The organism is Paeniglutamicibacter antarcticus (assembly GCF_039544305.1).
Taxonomy (GTDB): Bacteria; Actinomycetota; Actinomycetes; order Actinomycetales; family Micrococcaceae; genus Paeniglutamicibacter; species Paeniglutamicibacter antarcticus_C.
In genome coordinates, this window is the sequence record NZ_BAABLK010000022.1 from 275,798 (window position 1) to 296,408 (window position 20,611).

Here is a 20,611-nt window from a genome sequence, read left to right on the forward strand (position 1 = left end):
CACCAGCCAGCCGGTGTCCCTGCATAAAAAGTGGGGCTTCCCCTGACCCGGAAAATCCGGTTCGGGGGAAGCCCTACTTCATTTAGCATCGCTTCGTGATGGTTACTCGGCCACGTAGAAGAGGCGCTTGTTCACGAACTCCTCCATGCCCAGCGGACCGAGCTCACGGCCGAAGCCCGAGCGCTTCACCCCGCCGAAGGGCATTTCCGCACCCTCTGCGCTCGGTGCGTTCACGTTTGCCATGCCCGACTGCAGTCCCGAGGCGACCTTGGCCGCACGCTGGGGATCGGTGGAAAACACCGCGCCCCCCAGTCCGTACTGGGTGTCGTTGGCCATTTCGAGTGCTTCCTGATCGGAAGAAACCTTGTAGACCACGGCAACCGGGCCAAAGAGCTCTTCGTAATAGGCGCGCATGTCCTTGGTGATGCCCGAGAGGACGGTCGGGGACAAGTAGGCCCCCGGACCTTCGTGCAGGGTGCCGCCGGCATGCAGCGTTGCGCCCTTGTCGATGGCGTCCTGGACCTGTTCGGCAACGCCCTCGGCGGCGGTGCGTGAGGACAGGGGCCCGAAGGTCCCCTTTTCTTCCTTGGCCGGATCTCCCGGGGTTAGATCGGTTGCGAGCTTGGTCAGCTCGTCCAGGAACTCGTCGTAGATGTCCTCCATGACGATCATGCGCTTGTTGGAGTTGCAGGCCTGGCCGGTGTTCTCCATGCGGGTTTCCCACGCGGTGGCGGCATCGGCGGCGACATCCGACGAGTCAAGGATGACGTAGGGGTCCGATCCTCCCAGTTCCAGCACGGCCTTCTTGAGGTGGCGTCCCGCCTGCTCCCCGATGATCGAACCGGCACGCTCGGAGCCGGTCAGCGAGACACCCTGGATACGGGGATCCTCGATGATCGTGGAGATCTGGTCGTGAGTGGCAAAGACGTTGTTGTACACACCCTCCGGGACCCCTGCATCGGTCATGATCTTCGCGATGGCCAGAGCCGATCGCGGGCACCGCTCGGCGTGCTTGAGCACGATGGTGTTGCCCAGCATCAGGTTCGGTGCGACGAACCGGGCGACCTGGTAGTACGGGTAGTTCCACGGCATGATGCCCAGCAACGGGCCCACGGGAAGGCGCTGGATGATGGCCTTGCCTCCGCCGATGGATTTGACTTCCTGATCCGCCGCCAGCATCGGTCCTTCGGTTGCGAAGTACTGGAGGATCTCCTGGCAGTACTCTGCCTCGCCCTTGGACTCGGAGAGCGGCTTGCCCATTTCCTCGGTGATGATCGCGGCCAGCTCGTCGGCGCGTTCTGCAAAGAGCTCGCCGACGCGGGCCACGATCTTGGCCCGTTCGTTGATGTCGACGTTCTTCCACTGCTGGTAGCCGGACTCGGCCGCGGCGATCGCGTCCTGAATCTCGGCGTCTGTGGCGGTGGGGAACTCTTCGACCACGGCACCGGTGGCGGGGTTGAGGACTTGGTATCCGGTGGAGGTCGAGGTCTGGGCGTTGGCAGTCAAGGCCATGCTCCTTCTGGTAGTCACTGGGCGGCAAGGTTCGACGTTGAACGGTGGTTGCGCGCCTCGTACCGTTCCATCATGTCGCGAAAAGAAGGATTTGTGAAGCCAATCACGGATGCTTGGTAGTGATATCAGCCGTTAGTGAACTCACTACCTGCGGTATCAGTTGCATACGTCCTTCTGCTCTGCGGAATTCGTACTCCTAGGGCAGGAGGCTCGCATTGCTTGCTGCGCTTAGCTGGTGGCGACACCACGCCAGTGGTCGACGCCGGCTTCCCCTGCGACGATCCTGTCGATCCTTTCCAGTTCCTTGGCGCTGAAGGTGGTGTTGCCTAGTGCTCCGAGGTTCTCATCGAGCTGTGCCGTTGAGGAAGCCCCGAGCAGCACCGAGGTCGCTCCGCCCTCGCGCAACAGCCAGGCAATGGCCAGCTGAGGCAGGGACTGGCCACGTGATTCCGCGACTTTGGCCAGGTCGCGTGCCTTGGCCAGGTTTTGTTCGGTGAGGGTGCCTTCCAGGGAAGTCCGTCCACCGGAAGGTGCTGCGGCATTGTTCTTGAGGTATTTGTTTGTCAGCAGGCCCTGAGCCAGCGGGGTGAAGGCGATCGAGCCCATGCCGTGTTCCTTCAAGGTGTCCAGCAGGCCGTCTTCCACCCAGCGGTTGAGCATCGAGTAGGAGGGCTGGTGGATCACCAGCGGAGTGCCCATTTCCTTGGCCACCCGTGCGGCTTCGGCGGTGCGTTCGGGGGAGTAGGAGGAAATGCCCACGTACAGAGCCTTGCCCTGGCGCACCAAGGTGTCCAGGGCACCGATGGTTTCCTCGATGGGGGTGTTCGGATCCGGGCGGTGCGAGTAGAAGATGTCAACGTAGTCCAGGCCCATGCGGGCCAGGGACTCCTCGGCGGAGGAAATGATGTACTTGCGCGAACCCAGGTCCCCGTAGGGTCCAGGCCACATGTCCCAGCCGGCCTTGGAAGAGATGATCAGCTCATTGCGGTAGGCCTTGAAATCCGTACGCATCATGCGGCCGAAGTTCTCCTCGGCGGAGCCGTAGGGGGGTCCGTAGTTGTTCGCCAAATCGAAGTGGGTGATGCCGCTGTTGAAGGCGTGGCGCAGCACCTCGCGCTGGGTGTCGAAGGGGCGGTTGTCGCCGAAGTTCCACCAGAGGCCCAGGGAAATCGGGGGAAGGATCAATCCGGAGTTTCCGACCCGGCGGTACCCGGTTGAATCGTAGCGGTCCGATGCCGCCACGAAGGGTGCGTGGGTTTCGGGGACGCGTGCGTAGCGGAGCTCTTCGGCCATGGTTGGGTTGCTCTCCTGGAGATAGGGGGGGTGAATTCGAAACGTGGAAACCATCGATAGCTTCCGTGTCCTCCAATCTTGCTCCGATGTTCCCGCGGCGTCCACGCTAGCGGCGCCGACTCGCTGTAGAGGGCGGGCGAGGGGGCCATCCGGCAACGACGTGGGGAGATCGGTTTAAAAGTGAAGAACCGATCGTGACGGCTAAGGAGGTGAAACTCCGCCGCGACCGGTTCTTCTGATCACTCGCACCTTGAGAAGGTGGTTTCAGCCTAGGATGCGAAGCTGAAGGAAGGCTGGTGATTCCTTGATAGCCAGCCCGGAATCAATAATTTGACGGCGGGTCCGAGGCAGGGAACGACTCGTCTTCCCATTCCTCCACCAGCGCCTCGTCATGTTCGCTGGCCACATGTTCGGGCTCCGCCGCGCTTTCCGCTTTTTCGTCGCCGATCGTTTTCTCGCTCATTACGCGCACTCCTAGATCCGTAAAACACATCGCCCGTTTGACCGGGGCGAGCCATACCATCAGTTTGGTCCGAAGACGCCGCATTGTCGAGGGCGCCGCGCCGGCCCAAAACACACCCTGGATAACCGGGTTAAAAAGGTTGAGCACCGGTCGGCGGCGGGGGGAAAATCGCTTTGTGCCGGACCGGTGCTCTCATCACTCGCACCTTCATGAGGTACAAACTACGCTAAGCACCAAACCTTTGTGCAGGCTGTACAGCGCCCCTTTGCCACGTGTGAAATCAGCTGCGCAAGACCAGCGCATCGCCCTGCCCGCCGCCACCGCACAGCGAGATGACGCCGGTGCCGCCGCCGCGCCTGGCCAGTTCCATCGCCTGGTGCAGGACCAGCCTTGCGCCCGAAGCACCCACGGGGTGGCCCAAGGCAATGGCACCGCCTTCGGTGTTGATCCGCGCCGGATCAACACCCAGGTCCTTGGCCGATTGCAGCACCACCGAGGCGAATGCCTCGTTGATCTCGATGAGGTCTATGTCATCGACGACCAACCCTTCCTTTGCCAGGGCGGCAAGGATCGAGCTGCTGGGCTGGGAATGCAATTGCCCGTCGGGGCCAGCGGTCTGCCCGTGGGCACCGATCTCACAGAGCCATTGCAGTCCAGCCCGACGGGCTGCCCCCTTGGAGGCAACCACCAAGGCGGCGGCACCGTCAGAAAGCGGCGAGGAAGAACCTGCGGTAATGGTCGCGGAGGGATCCCTGGAAAATGCCGCGGGCAATGCTGCCAGCTGCTCCAAGGTGGCGTTCGGTCGAATTCCCTCATCGGTGGAAACCATGATGTCCCCACCGCGACGCTGTGGAATACCGATCGGTGCGATTTCCGCATCCAGGTGTTTCCGGGCCGCTGCGGCGCGCTGATGCGACCGGGCGGCCAGCGCATCCTGGTCGGTCCTGTCGATTCCCAGCTTGGCGTTTCCCTTCTCCGTCGCCGATCCCATGAGCTCCCCGCTGAACGGATCAGCCAAGGCGTCGTGGTTCAGCGAGTCCTCCAGCCCGCGATCCCCGATGGCCATCGCGGTGCGCATGCCGCGGACCAAGTGCGGTGCGTTGGACATCGACTCCTGGCCGGCGGCAACGATGAAGTCCGCTTCCCCGGCACGGATCATCCGGGCAGCGTCGATGACTGCGGTCAACCCGGAGAGGCACAACTTGTTGATGGTCACGGTGGGAACCGCCCAGCCGATCCCGGCTTTCAGCGAGGCTTGGCGAGCTGGTCCCTGCCCGGTGCCGGCCAGGATGACCTGGCCCATGATGACGTGGTTGATTGCCGTGGCCGGTACCCCGCTGCGTTCCAGCGCAGCGGCGATCGCGTGGGCGCCGAGGTCGGTGGCCGCCACAGAAGAGATGGTCCCGCGGAACTTGCCAAAGGGGGTGCGTGCACCGCCAATGATCACTGGGGTCAAGTCCTCATTCATCGCTGCCATCCTTGTTGCTTGGAAAATGTCGTCCCCGGTGCCATAGGCTCAAACACATGCCCCATGCAGAGAATCCGGTTGATGCCCAGACTATCTACTTCGACGCCAGCGACACAGGGGCTCCACCCGTCTTGCTGTTGCACGGTTCGGCGCTTTCACGCTCCATCTGGCGCGGGCTGGGGTACGTCAGTGCGCTGGAACCTGAATTCGACACCATCCGCATGGATATGCGCGGGCATGGTCGATCGGGAAAACCACATGACCCGGCAGCCTACGAGATGGACCTGGTACTCGCGGATGTCAAGGCCGTACTGGCTGCCACCGGCCACGAATCGATCCACGTCGTGGGGTATTCCTTCGGGGCTCGCGTTGGCCTGTCATTGGCTGCCGGCAATCCGTCGATGGTCAGGTCCTTGACGATGCTCGGTGGCACCCACGCCATCGAAGCCGGACAAATCAAGAAACTGTTCTTCGATGGTTACCTCGAGGCCCTGCAGACCGGGGAGATGAACGCGTTCATTGCCGGCATGGAATCAGGCGGCGGGAGACTTGATCCCGAAACCCGGTTGGCCTTCCTGTCCAACGATGCATTGGCGCTGGCCGCCTATTTCCAGGCCACCGAGGCCGGCAGCGCGATCAGCGAGATGCTGCTGCAGCAACTGCGCACCCCCACGTTGCTGATGGCCGGGACCCGGGATCTCCCGCGGATTGGACATTCACGAACCATGGCCTCCTTGATGCCCAACGCCCGGATCGTGGAACTCCAGGGCCGCACCCACGGCGGAACCCTGTTCCCGGCACAGTCGATCCTGGAATCCTTGCTGCCGTTCCTGCGCGCGAATCCCTGAAAACGGGCTGCCGCGCAGTAGCTCCAGGTCCGGCATCGGGAACGTTTGTTCCCCTGGTCCCGAGCCACGGCAGTACACACTGGATAATGGGGCAGGTGAGCACGCAGCAATTCCGGCAGGAAAAACCCCAACGCAACAGCGACTTCGACCTGGCAGCCATCGGTAGCGGGCTGGTCTTTGCCCAATCCCTGCCAGAGCTCACCGCAGCGCTTGAAGCAGGCGGTTCATCGGCAACAGCAGTCATCCAGGCCCCGCCGGGAACAGGCAAGACAACCCTGGTTCCACCACTGGTGGCCAACCTGGTTGCGGCACGCTCCGGGGGACCGGCCCGCATCCTTGTCACCCAGCCACGCCGCGTCGCAGCCCGATCCGCAGCCCGACGCCTGGCCACCTTGGATTCCAGCTCCCTGGGCACCCGCGTGGGATTTACCGTGCGCGGGGAAAACACCACCGGCGCGGACACCCGAATCGAATTCGTGACCCCCGGGATCCTGCTGCGAAGGCTTATCTCGGATCCTGGGCTGGAATCGGTCGATGCGGTCATCATCGATGAGGTTCACGAACGCGGACTGGAAACCGACCTGCTCGTCGGCATGTTGCGCGAGGTCCACGAGTTACGTGGCGACCTGGTGCTGGTGGCGATGTCAGCGACCCTCGATGCACCGCGTTTTGCCCAGCTACTGGGGGATTCCAGCGGTGCCGGCAGGGCCCCGGTGGTTGACTGCCCGGCAGCGCTGTATCCCTTGGAAACCGTGTGGGCGCCGCCGGTGGCTCCCCGGCTCACAGACCGCGGGGTTTCGCGTACCTTCCTTGCCCACGTCGCAGCCACCGCGACGGCAGCCCACGCAGAAGCGATCGCCGCGGATCCGTCCATCGATGCTCTGGTTTTTGTTCCCGGAGCCTGGGAAGTCGCCGAGGTCGCCGCCCGGATAAGAACCCGGGCTCAGGGCACCGAGGTGTTGGAATTGCATGGACAGATCACCCCGGCGCTGCAGGATCGTGCGGTCTCGGGGCGCGAGCGCGGTGCGGCTGCACGAATCATCGTGTCCACCTCGCTGGCCGAATCCTCCCTTACCGTCCCCGGGGTCCGGTTGGTCATAGATTCCGGGCTGGCCCGCGAACCGCGAAGGGACGCGGCCCGCGAGATGAGCGGGCTTGTCACTGTCTCGGCGTCGCGGGCCGCGAGTGTCCAGCGTGCAGGGCGTGCCGCACGCCAGGGGCCGGGGACGGTGGTTCGCTGCTTCGAGGAAAAGGGTTTCGCCGCAGCCCCGGCGCATCCGCGCGCCGAAATCACTGTAGCCGACCTTACCTCCGCCGCGCTGATCCTGGCTTGTTGGGGTGCACCAGGTGGTGCCGGAATGCACCTGCCCGAGGCTCCTCCGTCCTCAAGCATGGCGGCGGCAACCTCGGTCCTGGCCCAGCTGGGAGCCCTCGACGAAGGCGGGCTCGCCACCTCGTTGGGCCGCCGGCTGGCCGGAGTCCCGGCCGACCCGCGCCTGGGACGCGCGCTGCTGGACGGGGCCCCGCTGCTGGGTGCCGGAAATGTCGCGCAATTCGTTGCCTTGCTGGCCGGTGATTACCGAGCCCAAGGCGCGGACTTGGAGGCGTTGCTGGTGGCCTTGCGCCATGGAAACCACCCGCAGTCCTCGGCCTGGAAGCGCGAAAGCTCCCGACTGGAACGGATCGCTCGGCAGGAGACCACCGGCAAGGCTGCCGTGGTTTCGCCAATCGGGAAGCTGCAGCCAGAAGCCGGACTTGGAATGGTGGTGGCCCTTGCCTTCCCCGGACGGGTCGCCCGACGTGTTCAGGACGCCACGGGCACTACCTACCTGTTTGCCTCCGGGACCCGTGCCGGACTGCCGGCTTCCAGCCCGTTGGCACACCACCGGTGGTTGGCGGTCGCCGAGGTAGCCCGGGCGGCCGGGCGCGACGCCGCAGGAACCGGAGCCCTGATCCGTGCCGCGGCACCCATCGACGAGGCCACCGCACTACTTGCAGCATCCCATCTGGAAACCGAGGGAACCAGCGTGGTCTTTGCGCGCGGCAAGCTCACCGCCCGCAGGGAACACCGGTTGGGCGCCATCGGACTTAACAGCACGCCGGTGCAAGCGACCCGGGATCAGGGTCGTGCCGCGGTGCTGGTTGCGTTGCGCGAGAACGGGCTGGGGATGCTGAAGTTCGCCCCTGCTGCACAGCTGCTGCGCAGCAGGCTGGCGTTGCTGAACCGCGAACTCGGTTCCCCTTGGCCGGCCATGGACGATGCATCCCTGCTGGATGGGGCAGGGAACTGGCTAGCCCCCGAACTCGAGGCGCTCGCGGCAGGAAGGCCCCCGGGATCCTTGGACCTGGCTGATGCGCTGCGCCGGCTGCTGCCGTGGCCCGAGGCCACCGCCATGGAGGAGTTGGTTCCGGAGCGGCTTGCGGTTCCCAGCGGATCCAAGATCCGCATCACCTACCCGGGCGTCGAGGAACCGGAGGCACCGCCGGTGGTGGCGGTGAAGCTGCAGGAATGCTTTGGGCTGGCCGCTTCGCCGGCGCTGGTGCGCGGAAGGGTCCCCGTGCTCTTCCACCTGCTTTCCCCGGCCGGCCGGCCACTGGCTGTCACCGATGACCTGGCGTCGTTTTGGTCCGGGCCCTATGCGCAAGTTCGCGCGGAGAACCGGGGACGTTATCCCAAGCACCCATGGCCCGAGGACCCATGGAGTGCTCCGGCAACCAAGCACGTGAAGAAACGCATGTAGGGAGCGGCTTCCGGCGATGGCCACCGGGCCCAGGAAGCCCGCTTGCTGGGTGTTTTCCACGCTTGGGGAAGCACATCGTGCGGCACCGGGACCGCAACGATCAGGTGAGCTGGAGCATTTGCCGGGTCTGCTCCCAGAGCGAGCTGCAAAGCGATACATCATTGGCCTGCGGATTGGTTCGGGCAACCTTGCGATGCTTGAAGTATGCGCCCGAGGGCCACGTTCGGTCCCGCCCCTGCCCGGCAAGCCAGATCAACGTATCGGCACCCTTGGCCGGTGTTGCGAGGAAAGCGGAGATGAACCGGTTGGCGTAAATGCTTTCCATGGACGAGCCGGGGGCGCGTGAAAAGCCTGTGCGGACGATCCCCGGATGGAACGCGGCAGCTCCAAGGCCTTGGGAACCAAAGCGTCGTTGCAGCTCGCTGGTGAACATGATCTGTTCGAGTTTGGCGTTTCCGTAGGCGCGCTTGGGATCGTAATAGCGCTCCGCATTCAGATCCGAGAGATCCACCTTGCCGTAAAGGCGGTTGGCCACGCTGGAGGTATTGATGACAGCGGCCCGTGAAGCCACGAGGCGGTCAAGAAGAAGATGCGTGAGCAGGTACGGGGCGAGATAGTTGACCTGTAAGGTCAGTTCAAAACCGTCATCGGTGCTCTGCCGGGCCGGGGTGAAGATGCCTCCGGCGTTGTTGGCCAGCACGTCGATTTGCGGGTACCTCTGAAGCAGCAGCGAGGCGAGGGCACGGACTTCGTCGAGCTGGGAGAAATCGGCGAGGTAGTGATCGGCCCTGAGCTCCCGGGCAATGGCCGCGGTCTTTTCCCTGTTTCGTCCAACCAAGACCATTTTGTGCCCCTGTAGGCTCAGTGCGCGTGCGGCTTCGGCCCCGATGCCATCGCTCGCTCCGGTGATTATCATCGTTTGTTGTTTCATGCAGGGCCTTTCGATCAAAACCAGGGACGGATACACGATGTAGCCTAGTCGGCGCATGGTACGGGCAGCACATGCGGCCAGCAGGCCCGGGTCGCGGGCCGAAATCTGTTCGGTTTCCTAGCCGAGGTGGGACAGTACGTTGATGATGTTCCCGGACGCTTCGCGAAAGAAGAACCGTCGAACGCCCCACGGCTCGTCCTGGAGCTCGTCCATGATTTCCAGGCCGCGGGCGCAGGCGGTGGCGTATGCGGCATCGACATTATCGCCCTGAATCGATGCCTGCGGATTGACGGGGGCCGTGGGATCCCGGGTCATCAGGAAGACCTGATGGGCACCCGAAACATCTGCAAACGTCACGATCCAGCCGTGGTTCATCAGCTCCACAAGCCCCAGCACCTCGGCATGGTTGCGGCGTTCGGCCTCGATGCTCTTCACGGTGATGATCGGAACAACTCGTTTGTTCACAGTCATGAACCAAAACTGGCATGTCCACATGGGCCTCGTCAACGACCTGCACGAACCACGCGCCCGGTTGGTGCAGGTGAACCATGAGCGCCGATCATGGCCCGATGGCGGTAACTTGCTTCCCGGTTCCAGCGGGACGGGTGCGGCGGACCACGGCGCGGAAAGACATGTGCTCCAGCACCGCCGGAAGGAATCCGGGGTACTGGAGCACACGGGATACGGCAGTAAGGGCCTGATCTAGGCGAAGGCGGATATCCCGGTGATCGAGCGGCCGATGATCAATGCTTGGACGGTCTCGGTGCCCTCGTAGGTGTGGATGGCCTCGATGTCGGCGATGTGCCGGGCCACGCGGTTGCGCAGCAGGATGCCGTTGCCGCCAAGCAGGTCACGTGCGTTGGAGGCAATCCCGCGGGCCAGCCGGGTGCAGGTGAACTTGGCAAGCGATGCCTGCACCGGACTCAACGTGCCGGCCTCCTCGCGTTTGGTGGCCTGCATGACGGAAAGCTGCATGGTGGCAAGCTCGGAGTGCATCCTGGCCAAGCGCTCCTGGACGATCTGGCTTGCGGCAAGTGGGCGGCCGAACTGGATACGCTGTGCCGCGTACTGCACGGCGGTCTCGTAGCAGGCGGTTGCATGGCCCACCGCCGACCACGCAACGCCCAGGCGGGTGGCGAAGAGGACCTTGGCGGTGTCCTTGAAGCTGCTGGCACCGGGCAGCACATGGGAATCGGGGACGAACACGTCATCGAGGCGAATGTGGGCCTGCCAGATGGCACGCAGCGAAAGCTTGCCCTCGATGGTGGTGCCCGTGTACCCCTCCCACTCCTGTTGCACGATGAAGCCGCGGACCTTCTTCTCCCCGTCGCGTGCCCACACGATGGTGATCCCGCCGGTGGAGCCGTTGCCGATCCACTTCTTCTCGCCGCTGATCCGGTAACCGCCTTCGACCTTGGTGGCACGGGTTTCGAGTGAAACCGAGTCGGAACCGTGGGTCGGTTCGGTCAGCGCGAAGGCGCCGAGGACCTCGGCGGTGGCAAGTTTCGGGCCCCAGTGGGCGATCTGCTCGGGGGAACCGCACTCGGTGATCGAACGCAGGGCCAGTCCTGCCTGGACTGCGGCGATGGTGCCCACCGAACCGTCTGCACGCGAGAGTTCCATGTTCACCAGCCCGGCGGCAAGCACGCTCATTTGGGGGTAGCCCTCAAGGGTAAGGCCGTCGCGCAGCAGGTCAAGGTCGCCCAGGCGTTTGGCCAGATCCAGGGGGTAGTCGGAATTGTCCCAGTACTCGTCGATGACGGGGCGCACTTCCGTGAGCCCGAATTCCCTTGCGCGGCCCCAGTATTCGCGGTCGGCAGCAGGAATGTCTTCGAAAAGGCCTGCCGGGTCGACGTCAACCTCGCCCCATAGCTCGTACTCCGGTTCAACGACCCCGGTGGGAAATTCGGTGTTGAGGCTGGCTTCAATGCTCATGGGTGCTGGTGCCCTTTCGTAATCGACGCGGATGTCGCTAGGCACAAGCATACTGAAACTCAGTGTCAGGTCAAGGCACTGAGGATCACCTGTGGATGCCGTCGAGGGCCTCGCGCACTTGGGTGAGCACGGTTTCAGTGTCGGGGGTGGCTCCAGCAATCGTGATGACCACTGTCGTCGGCTCCGATGCCGGGCCCTGGTCTTGGGGTTCGAGCACCGGAAGGTACAACGCGCCCAGAGCAGCCAGTTCCCGTTCCAGCTCCACGCGCTTGGTCTGCTCGGGATCGCGCAGCCAACGCCGCAGGTGGTCGTTGTGGACCGCGACCACCCCGGAGGCGAACGCGATGCACATGGCACGGCCGTGGGGAAGATCGTAAAGCCCCTTGTAGCGCAGGTGGTTGCGGAAGACCCTCTCGTAACGATGGATCGAGACAAGCTCGCGGTCGCGCAGCGAGGGAACATCGAGCAACAGCCGGTGGCGCAGCCCCGCGGCTTCGGGCCGGGCGGTGTGCTGGTCGAAGACCGTCAGCCCGGCGTGCACCAATGCCGCCACGGGCCCGGCCGCGGAAGTTGCCAGCACCGTTTCAAGGTGGTGGATGATCGTTTCCATGTCAGCAAAGACCATTTCCTCCTTGGAGCCGAAGCGGCGGAAGAAGGTGGAACGTGAAATGCCCGCGGCCTGGGCCAGGGAATCGACGCTGGTGGCGTCGAAGCCTTTTTCGACGAGCAGGCGCAGCGCGGCGTCGGGAACCGCGGAGGAGGTGATCATGACCGCGAATCTAGCACGCTGGGCGATGCGCCGCCCTGCATATGACCGCGGGAGGGCCAAAATGTGGCCAACCCGATGCAAACCGAAGCCGGACCGAGGGAACACGGCTGCGCCACACCGTGGCAGCCCTAGCGGTAGCACGGGGATAAACCCTAAGGTGGGAGAAGAAACAAGAGAAGCACAGGCCCCCAACACCAGGAGAAAACCCATGGGAATCAACATTGCCAACGTAGCGCTACGACTCGTCTCGGGTTCCTACATCCTCAACAGCGGCATCGGCAAGCTGCGCCTGCCGGTCGAATCGGCCCAGGAAATCCAGACCATGGTCTCAAACGCCGTCCCGCAGGTCCAGAAGATGGAGCCGGCCGTATTCGGCAAGGCACTGGCCATGGGGGAGATCGTCGTGGGTTCTGCCCTGCTGACCCCGTTCATCCCGTCCCGGCTGGCCGGCCTGGGCCTGGGCGCCTTCGCCGCCGGGCTTGTGGCCACCTACCTCAAGACCCCGGGAATGACCGAGTCCGACGGCGTGCGCCCAACCCCCAATGGCGTGCACATGGCCAAGGACCTGCTGTTCGCCGGGATTGCGGTCGCCCTGGTCTTCGGGCGCGGCAAGCACAAGACCAAGGTCAAGGAAGTACCGGTCAAGAAGGACAAGAAGGACAAGAAGAAGTAGTACTAGCCTTCTTGGCTTGAAAAAGGCGCGTGCGGATCAATTTGTGCGCGCGCCCTTGCGGAACATCAGGGCCACCAGGGCAGCGGCCATCGCAACGATTCCCGGAAGCAGCAGCGCCTGGCCCAAGGCCAGGGAGAACGCCTCGTGCAGGAACTGCGGCACCGGGCCGCCGCCATCGGCCGCCCCGCTAGGGATCGCCGGGGCGCCGGCGCCCATGGAGGCCACGACCTTTTCGGACTCGAGAGCAATGCGTGATTCCATCATCAGCGCGATCAGTGCCGAACCCAGCACCGCGCCGACCTGTCGTGTGGTGTTGTAGACCCCTGATCCGGCACCCGCATCGGCCTGGCCCAGGTCCCGGGTGGCGGTGAGCGAAACCGATGGCCAGACCATCGCGGACCCGACGCCCATGAATACCGGCGGAATCAGCAGCACCCAGAACGGGGTGTCCGCGCGCATGATCAGCCCATAGGCGGTGATCGAGGCCCCGAAGAGAAAGAACCCGGGAACCGCGAAGTACTTGGCTTCGATGCGTGAAATGTTCTTGCCGATGATCGGTGCCAGGATGCCGGAAATGATCGCCATGGGCGCGATCATCAGTGCGGAGAGCGTGGGGGTCAACCCGCGCACCGACTGCAGGTAGAGGATCATCGGGAAGCTCATGGCCGTGATCGAGAGCCCCATGAAGGTGATCGCGATGTTCGCCAAGGAAAAGTTCCTGTCCTTGAACAAGCCCAGCGGCACCAACGGCTCGGAGCGGTTGGCGGCCTGCCACCAAATAAACAGGCCCAGCAACACGATTCCACCGATGATCAGGTGCCAGGAACCTACCGGTCCGATGAACGGACCCCAGTTGTGGGCGTTGCCTTCCTGGATGCCGAAGACCAGGGCGAACATGGCCACCGCACTCAGTGCGACGCCCAGCCAATCGAAGGATTGTGCGTGGCGTTCAAGCTTGGGGACCTTGACCAGCACACGCCAGATCGCCAGGACGCCTACCGGCACGTTGACGAAGAAGATCCATTCCCAGCCCAGCGTGTCCACGAAGATACCCCCGGCAATCGGGCCAACCAAGGTGGCGATGCCGGCGACGGCTCCCCATACGCCCATGGCCGCGCCGCGCCGCGCGTAGGGGAACATGCGTGTGATGAACGTCATGGTCTGCGGGCTCATCAACGAGGCACCGAGCCCCTGCACCACGCGGGCAACGATCAATGTGCCCACATCCGGGGAGAGCCCGCACCAGAGCGAGGAAAGCGTGAAGATGACAAGACCGACGAGGTAAATATTGCGCGGACCGAACCTGTCACCCATGCGTCCGGTGATCAACAGGGGTACCGCGAATGCCAATAGGTAGGCGCTGTTGACCCAGATGACGCCGTTGATGTCGGTGGCTAGGCCGTTCATGATCGCCGGCATCGCCGTCGAGACGATGGTTGAGTCAACCAGGATCATGAAGAACCCGATGACCAACGCCCACAGGGCACCCCAAGCGCGCTTGTCCTGGGCTTTTTCGGTATCTATCTGATTCACACTCACCGATTGAGTGTACGCGCACGGATTGAATGGATAAAGAGTGTCCTGTGCACCGCCACGGCCCGGGCATCTCCGGGTCGGCTAGGGGAGATTGACGACGCCCTCGATGCAGGTCCGGGATTGTCCGGCAATCCAGACGCCGTCGGCATCGCTGCTCACATGCAGCATCGCCGCGCGGCCTAGGCGGGTGCCTTGGCGCACCACGTAGGACTCCGGGGCCAGCCCGGAGGAAGTGAGCCAGACACCGAACCCGGCGTTCAGCGATCCGGTCGCCGGATCCTCGGGCAGGCCCTCGCCGGGGCAGAATGCCCGGACCTCGTAGTCCGCAGGTGCACCGGTGACAACGTTGCGAAAGCGCTGGGACCCACGACGTTCATCGGCCTCAGAGAGGGGGCTCAGCTCTTCGCGTGCGCCGGCGGGCCGGGCCTCCGGGGCCTGTGGATCATAGGACCTGGCAGCGATCCCCTGGCCGGTGTGTGGGCCGATGACCCCGACTTCGAGCCCGGCGAGCATGTTGTAGTCCGGTTCCAGGGAGAGCACCAGCTCAGCGTCGCGCAGCAGCAGCCCGGCAAAGTGAGGGCCGTTCGCCAACCACTGGTGGCCGACCACGTCTTCGCGCGTGATGCCCAGGCCGGTCACGGCCCATTCCAGGACGTCGTCCTCGAGCTCGCCGGTGCGCATCATCGGGGGAGCCTTGAAGGCCAGGGACTCGGACTCGGCTCCGGATTCCCCCGGAACGCGGCGGACCTCGATGAGCCCGGCATCACACTGTTGGATCAGCGCTGCGGGGTTCTTGGGTACCCCGCCGGCCTCGAGCCATGCGTGTGCGGCACCCAGGGTGGGGTGGCCTGCGAAGGGAAGCTCGGTGGTGGTGGTGAAGATGCGCACGCGGTAGTCGGCATCGGGGTGCGTGGCGGGGAAGAGGAACGCCGTTTCGGCCAAGTTGGTCCAGTTGGCGAAGTTCAGCATCTGCGCGTCACTGAGCCCCTCGCCGTCCAACACCACGGCCAAGCCGTTTCCGGTGTAAGGGGAGGAGGAGAAGACATCGACCTGCTTGTATGGACGCGCAATATTCATGCATGAATCGTGACACATCCGTCGAAACGGTGCGCCGCATGACGCCGTTTTGTCATTCAACATGCGTGTTGCGGGGCACCGGCCGCACCCCACGATTGTCGTGGAATGCAGCAAGTGCCCCGTTGTAGGTGCCGGGCTGGGGTGCGGAGGCCTACCAGCGATGGGCGACGTCGATCACCAGGCGGCTGGTGGTGGCATCGGTGAGCACGAAGGTCCTGAACGGCAACCGGGCACGAACGCCCAGGCCGAAGGAAGTTTCGCCCTCATAGCTGCCCAGGTACGCCACCTGCTTGAACGTGCTGTAGCCCGAGACGTTGCGGACCTTGTTGCGATTGGCCGGGACGTAGGTCGGGGTGCCTGAGGACGTATAGGCGGCGGCATCCACGTTGATGCGCAGGTCGGCGGCGCCGTCCAGCGGGACATGCTTGCCTTGGCCCTGGGTGTAGACGGCGCTGACGTAACGCACGTCGTAGCCCTTCACCTTGCCCTTGAGGTCGATGACCATCCTGTCGAAGCAGGCGTGGCGACCGGTGCGGACGTTATTGACAGTGGCGGAAGCGTGGCCGGAAACGTTGTCGGCCAGCGAGCCCCAGGTGATGCCGCAATAAGGAGCGGACGCGGCATTGGCGGACGGTGACGCGGAGGCCGGTGCAATGCCGAGACCGGCAATGAGCAGTGCGCCGGCCAGGCCGGCGGCGATCCGGTTTTTCATGATGTTCCTCGCTTTATGGGAAATCCCTGGATCAGGCTGAGTGGGATGGAACCAGCATGAACTCGGGCTTCGAGAGCCGCAAGGGGGTTTACCCACTATCCACGGCATTGCAACGCCAAGGAGATGTGCCAGGGATCCCCCGTCAATATTTGGCCGCTGCCCGCGGCGGTGTGACAACCTAGTTGATATGCAGATTCTTACCAACCCGGCACTCGACGACGCTCTGAATGGGGTTGTGGAGAACACGAACGGGTTACCTGAATTCATCCGGCCATGGATTGTGGTTGCGATTGGGTTAGTGGCCGCGCTGTTGATCACCGTGGTGCTCACGTTCCTTTTCTCGCGTTTCCGCCGCCGGATGCCTGCGCTTGCTGGCACCGGCATCCGCGGGCGCACGCCGATCCTGTTGACCCTGGCATTCGCCTTCACCAAGATTTCCATGACGTTGGCCTTCAAGCCCTCCCAGTGGACCGACCTGTGGCAGTTCCTGCTGCTGTTGGCGCTTTTTGCCTCTATCGCCTGGTTGCTGATCGCACTGATCGGCACGATCGAAGAGGTGATACTTGCCAAGTACCGCACCGATGGACGGAACCCGCGTCGTCTGTCCAAGATCCAGACACAGATCGGTTTGCTGCGTAGGGTCGCCACTGCGCTGATCATCACCCTGGCAGTCTCAGGCGCGTTGCTCACGATTCCCGAGGTCAGGGCGCTGGGAGCAGGCATCTTGGCATCGGCCGGCCTGATATCGGTGGTTGCCGCACTTGCCGTGCAGTCCTCGCTGGCCAATATTTTCGCCGGGCTGCAGATCGCCTTCACCGATGCCATCCGCGTCAACGACACCGTGGTGGTCGAGGGCGAGCGCGGAAACATCGAGGAAATCACGTTGACCTACGTGGTGATCTTGTTGCTGGACGGACGCCGGCTGATCGTTCCCTCGACCTACTTCACCGCAACGCCGTTCGAGAACTGGTCACGCCGCAACACCGATATCATGGGGTACGTGTTCCTGGATTTGAACTGGAATGCACCGGTGGAGCACCTGCGCACCCGGACCGAGCAACTGCTTTCCGCCACCGACCTGTGGGACGGACGGGTTGGAACGCTTAACGTGACCGATGCGGTGGGAGGCATCATGAAGATCACGATCATGGTCACCGCCCGCAATGCCGGTGACCTATGGGACTTGCGCAACTTCATCCGGGAGCACCTGGTCGCCGAGCTGGGCAGGGATTACCCCGAGGCCTTGCCCGAACCCCTGTTGCGCGGGGGCTCTTCCTGACCGGGAGCGCCGAAGCGCTTTCCTAGAGGTGAAGTGCTGCCGGACCGTAGTCTTCGCGGGCCCTGGCCGCTGCGGTGCGTTCGCGCAGGATCTGCACCATTTGGTCCGCCTTGGAAATGAGGTCGCCGATTTCCGCGTCGTCCCGATCGACCCAACGCGTCAGCGGTTCGGCGTGGGTCGGCACGAAGTCCTTGTGCGGCTCCCAGACAAACAGGGTGCGTTCGGCGCCCAGCACGTACTGCTGCCAAAACATCTGGCGCAGGTAGTGCCGCGGGATGGTCTTGAACGGCTTGTTGGTTGTCTTGATTTCGGCCAGCTCCACCCGCCCGTGCTCGCGCAGGCCCAAGCCGTCGGGAGTCGCCAGGTGGATATGGTTTTCTGCCGCGTGGAAGAGCTGGGTGGAGGGCATGATCCCGAAGTTTTGTTGCACCCATGCGGCGATCACCGGTTCGCGCGCCCGGCCGTGGTCGGTGAACGGGTTGCCGCCGAACCCCGATCCGTGAAGCTTGTCCCACGCCGCCGAGGCGATGCTGCGCGGGGTGGATAGCTTGGAGACGTCCGTTGCGGTGATGCCCTGGGATCGTGCCCGAAGCCAGGCGATCCGGTTGGAGGAATCGGCGACGATGCGGCTTAGACAGGCGGCGGGGGCAGGATCAAGCGGGGAGGGGATCACTTGACCCATTGTTCACAAAAAAGCCGCCCACCGCGAACCCGGCGCGTTGGCGGAGATCCGGGCACATGGGGACAAATCCACTCAGCGGTGGGATTCAAGCCTGTCGACGTAGCCAAGCAAAGGGCTGGCCACCACGGTGACCCGTTGCCCGACTTGGATTCCGAGGGCCTTGCGGATGTCCCGCGCGGTCCAGGCACGGATCCTGTTGCCGGTGTCGATCACCAGTTCATGGCGCACCTTGCGACGCTCGGAAAAGGAGCGGCCGACTTCCTTGTTCCTGTCCCAGAGCGCGTTGTTGACGTAGTCCGGCAACAAATCAAGGAGCCTGCGCTCCGAGACGCGCACCACGGTCCTTAGCGCGGCAACCAGTCCAGGAACCACCAACACGAAACCGGCAAGAGCAAGGAACCCGCCCATTTGCCTTGCCCCGTCGTCAACTGCAGAGATCTCGCGCATCGCGGCGCGCATGTTGATGCCCATGATGAGCAAGATGATGCACACGGCGAATTGGTGCACACCCCGGACGATCAATGAGATCGGCGAATGCCCCAGACCACGGGCGCAACGAGACTCCCAGGGACCGTGACCACGAACCCGCCCGCCGTATTCAACTTTCTCCCCCTTGGAATGCCCCGGTGGGAAGAAAGCACTTTCGCACCGGAGGAACTTGGAACCACGCAGTGCTTGAAGAGTGAGATCCTGACCCGAAAGCAATGGTCGGCACAGCCTAGCTTGAACACACGGCATTCGGAATGGGTGCTCGGGCGCTCCGGGTCAGAACCTCTCCGTCCTTGGTGGCGGGGGTGTCGGGAACAGTTCTTCCCGCGCTCCGATCTCAGGCGGGGGAAAAATTGAAAAGCTGGTGGCATGATCGATGCAAACCGCGCACCCAGGCCTGCGGCCACCAACGTGCTGGGCGCGCATGCCCTGCGCCGCGCCCATGGATCGGCTTTGGCGCCGGATACGGTGGCCATCATGGGGTCCCTTGGGTTCGGGCGAATCAACGCTACTGCACACCCTGGCGGGCATCGAACGAACGGATTCGGGCTCCGTGCTTTTCGGCGAGGACCACTCGGCCCCGCCGCAGTCCACCTCGCCCAACGAACGTAAACGCTCGAAGCCGCTCCGCGAATCCTTCCTTCGGTTTCATTTTCCAGCATGGGACCGGCCATCGGGGTAGGCCCAGCGGTGTCCTGCTGGCTCCGCCGGCAGGGACCGGGATCGTCGTTGCCCCGTCTTGGCGGGCATCATGAGGGCGACATTGGCCGCCGGTGTCCTTGCGGTTCGCCGGTCCGTGGGGTTGGCTTCCACCTGGGCCGTTCACGGGGCAGGTATCTAGGCGCGTTGCGGTCCTGCATCAAGCATTGCCAGTAGCTTGCCGGCCTCGGCGCCGCTGATCGGGCTGTGCCGCAAAGCCTGTGCTGCCCTTTCGCCCTGAACGGCCAGCGGTTCGGCAAGTTTGCCGGCCTTATCGACCCAGGCCAGCTCCAGCAGCAGCTTGACCGTGCGCTCGGCTGCCCGGGGGTCGTCCATGGCGTAGCGCAGCAATTGGCGCATAGCCAGCTCAAGCATGTCCTCCAATCCGGGGCGCAGCACCAGCACGCGGGCCGTTTCGGTCTTGTCCCGCACCAGGTAGGGCCCGGTGGGGCGCTCCGCCAAACCGCAAAGCAACGCGGACACATGGCCGATGGCGTGCACGGCAGTGGTTCCGTCGTTGATTCCGGGGGAGAGGGCCTTGCAAGCGATGTCCAGCAACTGCTGCAATCCGAGCGTCGCGTCTTGAACGGAAGTCCGTTCGAACCCGGTGATGATGCATTCGCTCACAGCATCGCACAAGGCGTCGAAGGCTTCGTCTCCCAGCTCGCCCCCGGTGCTGTAGCGAGCCCGGGCGAAGGGGACGCCACGGACCAGGGAGTCCCCGGGCGTCGAATCGAACACCACGAAGGCCCCGGCCTCCAGGGCCGCCGTGTTGGTGGCCGTATAGTCAACGCTGAGCAGGAAACCCGAAGCCCTGCTCTCGATGGGCCGGAAACCCTGTCCGTTGGCAGTCAGCGCCCCGGGCTGTACCAAGTCTGGATTCTCCGTGTCCTCATAGACGCGTTTGAGCGTTGATTCAGCCTCGTCGAAGACCGTCTGAAGCATGGACTCCACGCGGATCTGGCGGGCAAGGTGGGACAGGAAGGCCACGAGGGTCAGGACACTGGCCACGGCCAGCACAAAGGCCAGCGTGGTGGAGATTCGCGGGACGAACCCCGGGGCCTGGTCCGTGGCGATCCGGACACTGCGCAGCACGGTCAAGGAGTATGCAAAGGTCGCCAGGAAAAGGGCTAGGGTGTTGTGCACGATCCTGTCGCGCGTGAAGGTCCGCAGCACCCGCGGGGAAAACTGGCTGCTGGCCAGCTGCAGGGTCACCATGGTCAGGGAGAACGTCAGCGAGGTGACGGTGACCATGGCCCCGGCAATGGTCTGCAAGAGGTTGTTGGCGGCCTCGGGACCTCCGCCGAAGAGCCATCCGGTGACCTCGCTGGCGGTCCTGGAATCGAGTTCCTTGTCCAAATAGGGCAGGAGCTGGCCGAGAGCGACCGAGAGGATGATGGCGACCAGCGGCATCGGCCACAGTTGCGAACGCAACGAATCCACGCGGTTGGTGATCCGGTCGCGGACCCGCGCTGTGAAGCCCACGCCAGGCTTTTTCACCTTG

The 20,611-nt window shown here is 63.9% G+C and carries 19 protein-coding genes; 5 read left to right on the forward strand and 14 right to left on the reverse strand.

The annotated features are described in order from the left end of the window. Window positions 1-102: 102 nt before the first annotated feature. From ABEA12_RS06300 to ABEA12_RS06315, 4 genes are all read right to left on the reverse strand, one after another. The gene (locus ABEA12_RS06300; protein ID WP_425571750.1) at window positions 103-1,506 is read right to left on the reverse strand and encodes an NAD-dependent succinate-semialdehyde dehydrogenase; all 1,404 of its coding nucleotides are present in this window, start codon (window positions 1,504-1,506) and stop codon (window positions 103-105) included. A 234-nt stretch (window positions 1,507-1,740) separates the two neighbouring features. Continuing rightward, complete coding sequence (locus ABEA12_RS06305; RefSeq protein WP_210099754.1) at window positions 1,741-2,805, reverse strand: aldo/keto reductase; 1,065 nt, start codon at window positions 2,803-2,805, stop codon at window positions 1,741-1,743. Between the two features lie 322 nt (window positions 2,806-3,127). Further along, window positions 3,128-3,268: a hypothetical protein gene (locus ABEA12_RS06310; protein ID WP_210099755.1), complete on the reverse strand. Its 141-nt coding sequence runs from the start codon at window positions 3,266-3,268 to the stop codon at window positions 3,128-3,130. 280 nt (window positions 3,269-3,548) lie between these two features. Continuing rightward, the gene (locus ABEA12_RS06315; RefSeq protein WP_210099756.1) at window positions 3,549-4,736 is read right to left on the reverse strand and encodes an acetyl-CoA C-acetyltransferase; all 1,188 of its coding nucleotides are present in this window, start codon (window positions 4,734-4,736) and stop codon (window positions 3,549-3,551) included. Window positions 4,737-4,792: 56 nt separating this feature from the next. Between ABEA12_RS06315 and ABEA12_RS06320 the strand changes: the two genes are divergently transcribed. Further along, window positions 4,793-5,584, forward strand: a complete 792-nt coding sequence (locus tag ABEA12_RS06320) for an alpha/beta fold hydrolase (RefSeq protein ID WP_210099757.1) — start codon at window positions 4,793-4,795, stop codon at window positions 5,582-5,584. Between the two features lie 95 nt (window positions 5,585-5,679). Continuing rightward, complete coding sequence (gene hrpB / locus ABEA12_RS06325) at window positions 5,680-8,325, forward strand: ATP-dependent helicase HrpB (protein WP_345467026.1); 2,646 nt, start codon at window positions 5,680-5,682, stop codon at window positions 8,323-8,325. A 100-nt stretch (window positions 8,326-8,425) separates the two neighbouring features. On the opposite strand, the gene ABEA12_RS06330 is transcribed toward hrpB, so the two are convergent. Together ABEA12_RS06330 and ABEA12_RS06335 are read right to left on the reverse strand one after the other, a co-directional pair. Beyond that, window positions 8,426-9,256, reverse strand: a complete 831-nt coding sequence (locus ABEA12_RS06330; protein WP_210099759.1) for an SDR family NAD(P)-dependent oxidoreductase — start codon at window positions 9,254-9,256, stop codon at window positions 8,426-8,428. A 117-nt stretch (window positions 9,257-9,373) separates the two neighbouring features. Next, window positions 9,374-9,727 (reverse strand): VOC family protein, encoded by a 354-nt coding sequence (locus ABEA12_RS06335; protein WP_210099760.1) that lies wholly within the window; start codon window positions 9,725-9,727, stop codon window positions 9,374-9,376. Between ABEA12_RS06335 and ABEA12_RS06340 the strand changes: the two genes are divergently transcribed. Beyond that, entirely contained in the window at window positions 9,726-9,962 is a 237-nt protein-coding gene (locus ABEA12_RS06340; RefSeq protein WP_210099761.1) for a hypothetical protein, read from the forward strand. The two genes, ABEA12_RS06335 and ABEA12_RS06340, sit on opposite strands and share 2 nt — an antisense overlap. On the opposite strand, the gene ABEA12_RS06345 is transcribed toward ABEA12_RS06340, so the two are convergent. After that, window positions 9,959-11,191 carry an acyl-CoA dehydrogenase family protein gene (locus ABEA12_RS06345; RefSeq protein ID WP_210099762.1) on the reverse strand — a complete coding sequence of 411 codons (1,233 nt, stop codon included), beginning with the start codon at window positions 11,189-11,191 and terminating at the stop codon, window positions 9,959-9,961. The genes ABEA12_RS06340 and ABEA12_RS06345 overlap by 4 nt on opposite strands. 85 nt (window positions 11,192-11,276) lie before the next feature. Further along, a complete protein-coding gene (locus tag ABEA12_RS06350) occupies window positions 11,277-11,960 on the reverse strand; it encodes a TetR family transcriptional regulator (protein ID WP_210099763.1) in 684 nt (227 codons plus the stop codon). Window positions 11,961-12,168: 208 nt separating this feature from the next. Here ABEA12_RS06350 and ABEA12_RS06355 point away from each other — a divergent pair, with 208 nt between their 5' ends. Beyond that, entirely contained in the window at window positions 12,169-12,633 is a 465-nt protein-coding gene (locus tag ABEA12_RS06355; protein WP_210099764.1) for a DoxX family membrane protein, read from the forward strand. A 36-nt stretch (window positions 12,634-12,669) separates the two neighbouring features. Here the strand turns inward: ABEA12_RS06355 and ABEA12_RS06360 are convergent, their stop codons facing one another. The 3 genes from ABEA12_RS06360 to ABEA12_RS06370 all read right to left on the reverse strand — a co-directional run bounded on the left by ABEA12_RS06360 (window position 12,670) and on the right by ABEA12_RS06370 (window position 15,958). Beyond that, the gene (locus ABEA12_RS06360) at window positions 12,670-14,166 is read right to left on the reverse strand and encodes a DHA2 family efflux MFS transporter permease subunit (RefSeq protein WP_210099765.1); all 1,497 of its coding nucleotides are present in this window, start codon (window positions 14,164-14,166) and stop codon (window positions 12,670-12,672) included. An 84-nt stretch (window positions 14,167-14,250) separates the two neighbouring features. Beyond that, a complete protein-coding gene (locus tag ABEA12_RS06365; protein ID WP_210099766.1) occupies window positions 14,251-15,246 on the reverse strand; it encodes a PhzF family phenazine biosynthesis protein in 996 nt (331 codons plus the stop codon). 151 nt (window positions 15,247-15,397) lie between these two features. Further along, on the reverse strand, window positions 15,398-15,958 hold the full coding sequence (locus tag ABEA12_RS06370) for an AMIN-like domain-containing (lipo)protein (RefSeq protein WP_210099767.1): 561 nt from the start codon (window positions 15,956-15,958) through the stop codon (window positions 15,398-15,400). Window positions 15,959-16,193: 235 nt separating this feature from the next. Between ABEA12_RS06370 and ABEA12_RS06375 the strand changes: the two genes are divergently transcribed. After that, complete coding sequence (locus ABEA12_RS06375; RefSeq protein WP_345467038.1) at window positions 16,194-17,237, forward strand: mechanosensitive ion channel family protein; 1,044 nt, start codon at window positions 16,194-16,196, stop codon at window positions 17,235-17,237. Window positions 17,238-17,259: 22 nt separating this feature from the next. Here ABEA12_RS06375 and ABEA12_RS06380 read toward each other — a convergent pair whose 3' ends face one another. The 3 genes from ABEA12_RS06380 to ABEA12_RS06390 form a co-directional block, all read right to left on the reverse strand. Continuing rightward, a complete protein-coding gene (locus ABEA12_RS06380) occupies window positions 17,260-17,919 on the reverse strand; it encodes a YqaJ viral recombinase family protein (protein WP_210099769.1) in 660 nt (219 codons plus the stop codon). A 72-nt stretch (window positions 17,920-17,991) separates the two neighbouring features. Beyond that, a complete protein-coding gene (locus tag ABEA12_RS06385) occupies window positions 17,992-18,426 on the reverse strand; it encodes a hypothetical protein (RefSeq protein ID WP_210099770.1) in 435 nt (144 codons plus the stop codon). 819 nt (window positions 18,427-19,245) lie between these two features. After that, window positions 19,246-20,592, reverse strand: coding sequence for a DUF2254 domain-containing protein (locus ABEA12_RS06390; RefSeq protein WP_210099771.1), 1,347 nt, complete (start codon window positions 20,590-20,592; stop codon window positions 19,246-19,248). Window positions 20,593-20,611: the final 19 nt, after the last annotated feature.